The sequence below is a fragment of the Streptosporangium sp. NPDC020072 genome, from assembly GCF_040631445.1.
GTDB lineage: Bacteria > Actinomycetota > Actinomycetes > Streptosporangiales > Streptosporangiaceae > Streptosporangium.
Genome location: NZ_JBEYAB010000034.1, coordinates 1 through 8,107 on the forward strand (window position 1 = coordinate 1; position 8,107 = coordinate 8,107).

The 8,107-nt window shown below is 72.0% G+C and carries 2 protein-coding genes; both read right to left on the bottom strand.

The window, feature by feature from the left end:
• Nucleotides 1-4,250, bottom strand: a 4,250-nt coding sequence (locus tag ABZ470_RS41580) for a beta-ketoacyl synthase N-terminal-like domain-containing protein (RefSeq protein ID WP_362918707.1), incomplete at its 3' end; no start/stop codon positions are given.
• Nucleotides 4,251-4,256: 6 nt separating this feature from the next.
• Nucleotides 4,257-8,107: acyltransferase domain-containing protein (locus tag ABZ470_RS41585; protein ID WP_362918709.1), on the bottom strand; the 3,851-nt coding region annotated here is incomplete at its 5' end.

Sequence of the window (8,107 nt, forward strand, 5' to 3'; positions counted from 1 at the left end):
ATGAGGTGTCGGATGTTGTGGGTGGTGACGAGGTGGCGGGCGATGGTGGTGCCGAGGGTGCCGAGGCCACCGGTGATCAACACCGTCCCCTCAGGGTCCAGCCCGAGTCCCTCGGAGACCTCGGGGACACGCAGAGGAACCAGCCGGGGAGCGAGGGCCACCCCCGCGCGCACCGCGAACTGCGGTTCCTCGGCCGCCACCGCCGCGGCGACCGCCGACGGCAGCCCCTCCAGCGACGACGCCGTGCCGTCCAGGTCCGCCAGCAGCACCCGCCCCGGATGCTCCACCTGCGCCGAACGGGTCAACCCCCACACCGGGGCGGCGGACAGGTCGGAGGGCTCCTCACCCGTCGTGACGGCCCCCCGGGTCAGCACCACCAGCCGTCCTTCGTCCCACCGTTCGACCCACTCCCGCAGTACGGCGAGCACGTGTTCGGTGTTGTCGTGCGCTCCGGCCACCGGATCGTCCTGAGGAGAGACCGCGAGCACGACGAAGGCCGGGACGGGCTCCCCGGCGGAAACGGCGTCGGTCAGCGAGTCCAGGTCGGCGAAAAGTGAGGCGGTCACCCCGGTCTCCCTGAGCCCGTCGTACAGCTGCCGATCCCCGAGTACGGCCCAGGCCTGACGTCCGGGAACCCCCGGAGCCAACTCGGACCACTCGACCCGGAACAGGCCGTTCTCCGTGGCGGGCCCCGCCTCCCTCAACTGCTCCGCCGAGACGAGCCGGGCGACGAGCGCGTCGATCGAGACGACGGGCGCCCCCGTGGCGTCGGCCGCGTACAGGGTCAACGACCCCGAATCAGACATCACCACCCGGACCCGTAGCGTGGTCGCGCCGGAGGCGTGCAGCCGTACGCCGTTCCAGGCGAACGGCAACCGGTTGCCGCCCTCCGGCACGTCGGCCAGCCCCCGCAGCGCGGGCAGGTGCACCGCGGCGTCCAGCAACGCGGGATGCACCCCGAAGCCGGCCGCGTCCTGCGCGTACGGCTCCGGCAGGGCGACCTCGGCGAACAACTCCTCGCCGCGCTGCCAGGCGGCACGCAACCCCCGGAACGCCGGGCCGTACCGCAGCCCCGCCTCGTCGAGGACCGGATAGACCGTCCCCACCTCGACCGGCTCCGCGCCGACCGGCGGCCACACCGTCAGGTCGGCCGCCTCCTCCCGGGGGCCGCCCTTGGTCAGGGTCGCACCGGCGTGGTGGGTCCACCCGCCGGAGCCGTCACCGGGACGGGAGTAGATCTCCACGGCGCTCCCCTGGGAGCCGGTGACGACGACCTGCAGCTGTACGGCGTCGCGGGCGGTGAGGACCAGCGGAGTGTGCAGGACGAGCTCCTCGATCGTGTCGAGGCCGGTCACATCGGCCGCGTGGACGGCCAGCTCGACGAAGGCGGTGCCGGGGACGATGACCGTGCCGAAGACCGCGTGGTCGGCCAGCCAGGGATGGGTGGCCAGGGACAGACGCCCGGTCAGAACGGTTCCCGCACCGTCCGCGAGTGGAACCGCCGCCCCGAGCAGCGGATGCTCCGCCACGCTGAGCCCCAGCCCCGCCACGTCACGCGGCAGGTCCACGGGGGGCTGCGCCCACAGCCGTTCCCGCTGGAAGGCGTAGGTGGGCAGGTCGACGGTCCTGGGTTGTCCGGTGAGGGTGGCGGTCCAGTCGATGTGGGTGCCGTTGGTGTGGAGGTGGGCGGCTGCGGTGAGGGCGGTGATGGGTTCGGGCCGGTTGCGGCGCAGGGTGGGCAGCGCCGGGACGGTGGGGGTGGTTTCGGTGGCGAAGGTGGTGAGGACGGGGTCGGGGCCGAGTTCGAGGAAGAGGTCGGTGGTGGGTGCGGCGGTGGTGAGGGCGTCGTGGAAGCGGACGGGGTGGCGTAGGTGGTTGGTCCAGTAGGTGGGGTCGGTGTGGGTGAGGGGTTCGCCGGTGTGGTCGGAGATGACGGGCAGGGTCGGGGGGTTGAAGGTCAGGCCTTCGATGGCGTCGTGGAACTCGTTGAGGATCGGGTCGAGGTGGTGGGAGTGGAAGGCGTGGCTGACGGTGAGTTTTCGAGTTTTGCGGCCGAGTTCGGTGAAGTGGTCGGTGAGTTTCCGGACGGCTTCCACGTCGCCGGTGATGACGGTTGAGGTGGGGGTGTTGAGGGCGGCGATACCCGCCCCGGGGCCGAGTAGGGGGGTGATGTCGGTTTCGGGGGCGTTGATGGCGGCCATGGCGCCGGGAGGCAACGCGTCCATGAGGCGGGCGCGGGCGGCGACCAGGTGGACGGCGTCCGCCAGGGTGAGGATTCCGGCGAGGTGGGCGGCGGTGATGCCGCCGATGGAGTGGCCTGCCAGAGCGGTGGGGTGGATGTTCCAGGAGGCCAGGAGGTGGTGGAGGGCGGTGTGGAGGGTGAACAGGGCGGGTTGGGTGTAGAGGGTGTGGTTGAGCAGGTCCTCGTGGGCGGGGTCGAAGATGACGTCCTTCAACGCAACAGGGAGGTGCCGGTCGAACAGGGCGGTGACCTGGTCGAAGGCATGGGCGAAGGCGGGGTAGGTCTTATACAGGGTGTGGCCCATGCCGGTGCGTTGGCTGCCCTGGCCGGTGAACAGGAAGGTCACCCGGGGTGTGCCGGTGGTGACGGGGGAGTCGGTGAGGGCGCGGAGTCGTTTGATCAGGTCGGCGTTCGTGGTGCCGAGGACGACCGCGCGGTGTTCGAACACGCTTCGGGTGGTGGCCAGGGAGTGGGCCACGTCCTCGGGCCTCGCCTGGGGATGAGCCTCCAGGTGGTCGGCCAGGCGGGACGCTTGGGCGGTCAGGGCCGCCGCCGAGCGGGCTGACAGGGGAAGCGCGACGGGGGCGGGGTTGGGCTGTTCGTCGCGGGGCTCCGACGGTGTTTCCGGGGCCTGCTCGATGATGACGTGGGCGTTGGTGCCGCTGACGCCGAAGGCGGAAACGGCTGCCCGGCGGGGGTGTCCGGTTTCCGGCCAGGGGGTGTTCTCGGTGAGGAGCTGTACGGTTCCGGCGCTCCAGTCCACGTACGGGGTGGGCTCGTCGACGTGCAGGGTCTTGGGCAGGACCTTCTGCCGGAGGGCCTGGACGGTCTTGATGATGCCGGCGACTCCGGCGGCGGCCTGGGCGTGTCCGATATTGGACTTCAGCGACCCCAGCCACAGAGGCTGGTCTTGTGAACGGTTTTCGCCGTAGACCGCGATGAGTGCCTGGGCTTCGATGGGGTCGCCCAGGGTGGTTCCGGTGCCGTGCGCCTCGACGGCGTCGACATCGGTGGAAGAGAGCGCGGCGTCTTCGAGGGCCTGGCGGATGACCCGCTGCTGGGCGGGGCCGTTGGGGGCGGTGAGGCCGTTGGAGGCGCCGTCCTGGTTGATGGCGGTGCCCCGGACGACAGCCAGGATGCGGTGCCCGTTGCGCTGGGCGTCCGAGAGCCGCTCCAGGAGGAGGAGCCCGGCGCCCTCGGCCCAGCCGGTGCCGTCCGCGGTCGAGGAGAACGCCTTGCACCGGCCGTCGGGCGCCAGCCCCCGCTGCCGGGAGAACTCGGTGAACCCGATCGGGGTGGCCATCACCGTCGCGCCCCCGGCCAACGCCAGGTCGGACTCTCCGGAACGCAGCGCCCGCACGGCCAGGTGCAGTGCGACCAGGGAGGAGGAGCAGGCGGTGTCCACGGTCACCGCGGGTCCCTCGAAACCGAAGGTGTAGGAGATCCGCCCGGAGACGACACTGGCGAGGTTGCCGATGGCGAGATACCCCTCCAGGTCGTCGGGCACCTCGGTGAACCGGGAGCCGTAGGTGTTGTCGGCGACCCCCGTGTAGACCGCCGTCCTGCTGTCCCGCAACGAGGCCGGGTCGATGCCCGCGTGTTCGAGGGTCTCCCAGGCGAGTTCGAGCAGGAGGCGTTGCTGGGGGTCGCTGGCGAGGGCTTCACGGCGGGAGATGCCGAAGAAGTCGGCGTCGAAGTGGCCGGGGCTGTCCAGGAAGCCGCCGTGGCGGGTGTAGGAGGTGCCGGGCTGGTCGGGGTCGGGGTCGTAGAGTTCGTCGAGGTTCCATCCCCGGTCGGTGGGGAACTCGGTGACGGCGTCCCGGCCGCCTGAGACGAGGTCCCAGAGCTGTTCGGGGGTGTCGGTGCCGCCGGGCAGGCGGCAGGCCATGCCCACGATCGCGATCGGCTCCCTGGCCTTGGCCTCGATGTGACGCAGCCTTCTCTCGGCCTGCTTGGTCTCGGCGATCGAGCGCTTGAGATACTCGCGCAGCTTGTCGTCGTTGGCCATGTCGGATCAGCCCCTGTCCAGGAGGTCGAAGAGTTCGTCGTCGGTCGCGGAGTCGAGGTCGATCTCCGTGTCGTCCACGCCCGCCGCCACGTCGAAGCGCGTCACGAGGGCACGCAGCCGGGCCAAGACCTCGGCCTGTCCACCGGGATCGCCGGACAGCGCCTCCTCAAGCCGCCGCAGCGCGGCGAGTGGTGAGACGGGAGCGGCGCCGTCCTCCTGAGAGTCGGGCAGCAGGGAGAGGATGTGACCCGTCACCCCGGCCGGGGTCGGATGATCGAAGATCAACGTGGTGGGAAGTGGCAGCCCGGTGGCCGCCCTGAGCCGGTTGCGCAGATCGACCGCGGTCAGCGAGTCGAGACCGAGCTCACGGAAGGCCGTGGCCGTACCGACCGCCTCCGGGTCGGAGTGCCGCAGTACCGCCGCGACCTCCGTCCGCACCAGCTCCAGTACGGCCTCGCGCCGCTCCTGCGGGCCGAGCCCGGCGAGCCTGTCGGCCTGCGAGACGGTCGTGGACACCGTGGGGGAGACCACGGAGGAGACCGTGGAGGCGAGGGTCCCGTCGAGCCAGTAGCGGGTGCGCTGGAAGGCGTAGGTCGGCAGTTCGACGCGGCGTGGACCGGTTCCGGCGAACGCGGCCGTCCAGTCGACGGGGACGCCACGGACGAACGCCTCGGCCAGCGAGGTCAGGAACCTGTCGAGCCCGCCCTGGTCGCGGCGGAGCGTCCCGGTGACCAGTGTGGGCGGCCCGTCGCCGGAGTCCAGCGTCTCGTGGATGCTCGCGGTGAGCACCGGATGCGGGCTGACCTCGACGAAGGCCGTGTGCCCCGCCTCGGCCAGAGCCCGGGTCGCCTCCTCGAACCGCACCGTGTGCCGCAGGTTGGTGTACCAGTACTCCGCGTCGAGAACGGAGGTGTCGATCCAGTCCCCGGTGGCCGTGGACAGCATGGGGACGGTCCCGGTGCGGGGGACGATCGGCGACAGCGCCTTGACCAGGTCGTCGTGAATGGACTCCACCCGAGCCGAGTGAGAGGCGTAGTCGACCGGGACGCGGCGGTTGCGCACCCCCTCCGCGTCGAGCTGGGCCAGCAGTTCGACCAGAGGCTCGACCTCACCGGAGACCACCACGCTGGACGGGCCGTTGACGACGCCGACGGACAGCCGCCCGCCCCACGCCGCGAGCCTGGCCTCCGCCTCGGCGGCGGGTAGCGAGACCGACGCCATGCCGCCCTCGCCGGACAGCGCCGTGATGGCCTGGCTGCGCAGCGCGACCACCCTGGCGGCGTCCCGCAGCGACAGCCCTCCGGCCACGACGGCCGCGGCGATCTCACCCTGGGAGTGGCCGACCACCGCGTCGGGGCGGACGCCGTACGAGCGCCACAGTTCGGCGAGCGAGACCATGACCGCCCACAGCACCGGCTGCACCACGTCGACCCGGTCGAGACCGGGGGCGTCCGGCGCGCCGCGCACCACGTCGAGCAGCGACCAGTCGGTGAACTCCGCCAGCGCCGCGGCGCACTCGGTGAGCCGTTCGGCGAAGACCGGCGCAGTCTCCAGCAGCCCGGCGGCCATGCCCTGCCATTGTCCGCCCTGACCGGGGAAGACGAACACGACCTTGCCGTCGACGTCCGCAGCGCCGCGCACCACGTGGTCGGGGAGCGCGCCGTCCCCGGTGAGGGAACGCACCCCGGAGGCGAGCGTCTCACGGTCCGCGCCGACCACGACGGCGCGTTCGGCCAGCGGCCCACGGGTCGTGACGAGCGAGTACGCCACGTCGGCGGGTTCGAGCTCGTCACGACCCTCGACGAACGTGGCGAGGCTGACGGCCTGGCCGCGCAACCCCTCGGGCACGTGCCCGGAGAGCACCCACGGCAGCGCGGCCTGGACGGGCTCACGGACGGGTTCCTCCTCCTCGATGAGGGGCGGCTGCTCCAGGATCACGTGGGCGTTGGTGCCGCTGACCCCGAAGGAGGAGACCGCCGCGCGCCTGGGCCGTCCGCCCTCGGGCCAGGACCGGGCCTCGGTGAGCAGCCTGACCGTCCCGAGGGACCAGTCCACGTGCGGGGTCGGCTCCTCCACGTGCAGGGTCTTGGGCAGCACGCCGTACCGCATCGCCAGCACCATCTTGATGACGCCCGCACCTCCGGCGGCGGCCTGGGTGTGGGCGATGTTCGACTTCAGCGAGCCGAGCCACAGGGGCCGCTCAGCGGGTCTGTCCTGGCCGTAGGTGGCGATCAACGCCTGCGCCTCGATCGGGTCACCCAGGGTCGTGCCGGTGCCGTGACCCTCGACGGCGTCCACCTCGGCCGGGCCGAGTCCGGCATTGGCCAGCGCCTGCCGGATGACCCGCTGCTGCGCGGGGCCACTGGGCGCGGTCAGCCCGTTCGACGCGCCGTCCTGGTTCACCGCCGAGCCGCGCACCACCGCGAGCACCGGGTGACCGTTCCTGCGCGCGTCGGACAGCCGCTCAAGGAGCAGCAGGCTGACACCCTCGCCCCAGCCGGTGCCGTCCGCCGTCGAGGAGAACGCCTTGCACCGCCCGTCCGTGGAGAGGCCCCGTTGCCGGGAGAACTCGACGAACGTGGTCGGCGTCGACATCACCGCGACCCCGCCCGCCAGCGCCAGGTCGGACTCTCCCGAGCGCAGAGACTGGGCGGCCAGGTGCAGCGCCACCAGCGACGACGAACATGCGGTGTCCACGGTCACCGCCGGTCCCTCGAAGCCGAAGGTGTAGGAGATCCGCCCCGAGGCGATGCTTCCCGCGCTGCCGTTGACGAGGTACCCCTCCAGATCACCCGGGATCTCCCGAAGGCGGGGCGCGTAGTCGTGGTACATCATCCCGGCGAACACCCCCGTACGGCTGCCGCGCAGCGAGAGCGGGTCGATGCCCGCCCGCTCGAACGCCTCCCAGGCCACCTCCAACAGCAGCCGCTGCTGGGGGTCGGTGGCGATCGCCTCACGGGGGGAGATGTTGAAGAACGCCGCGTCGAAGTCGGCGGCGTCCCTCAGGAACCCGCCGTGGCGCGTGTAGGACTTGCCTGCCTTGTCCGGGTCGGGGTCGTACAGCTCCTCCACGTCCCACCCTCGGTCGGTGGGGAACTCGGAGACGGCGTCGCCCCCGCTCTCGACCAGCCGCCACAGTGCCTCAGGAGACTCGATCCCGCCGGGAAGCCTGCACGCCATCCCGACGATCACGACGGGGTCGTCGGCCAGAGGCCCCGCCCCCGCCGACTCCGCGCCGACGGTCACGGCCTGATCGGCCTCCCCGGCCAGCTCACGGTCGAGCAGGTCGGCGATGGCCTGGGGGGTGGGGTGGTCGAAGGTGAGGGTCGCCGGTAGGCGGAGCCCGGTGGCGGTGCTGAGGCGGTTGCGCAGTTCTACGGAGGTCAGCGAGTCGATGCCCAACTCGACGAGAGGCCGTTCGGTGGGGACGGCACCGGCCCTGGGGAACCCGAGGACGACGGCCGTCTCCGTACGGACGAGGTCCAGCAGGTACGCCCCGCGCCGGGCGGCGTCGAGCGCGGCGAGCCCCTCCGCCCGCTCCTCCACGGTGTGGGCGGCGGCCGGACGCCGCTTCGGCGCGAACCCCCGCAGCAACGGCGAGGCCGGGCCCGAGGGGGCGGTGAGCGGGGAGGGGACGAGCAGCCGTTCCCCGTGGTCGCCGAAGACAGCGGCGTCGAACAGCGCCAGCGCCTGCTCCGTCGGCAGCGGACGCAGCCCGGAACGGGCGAGACGGGCACGGTCGACGGCCGTGAGACTCGCCGAGATGTCGCTTTCCTGTTGCCAGAGTCCCCAGGCGAGGGAGGTGGTTGTGGGGTGGTTGGTGGCGAGGGCGTCGAGGTAGGTGTTGGCGGCGGTGT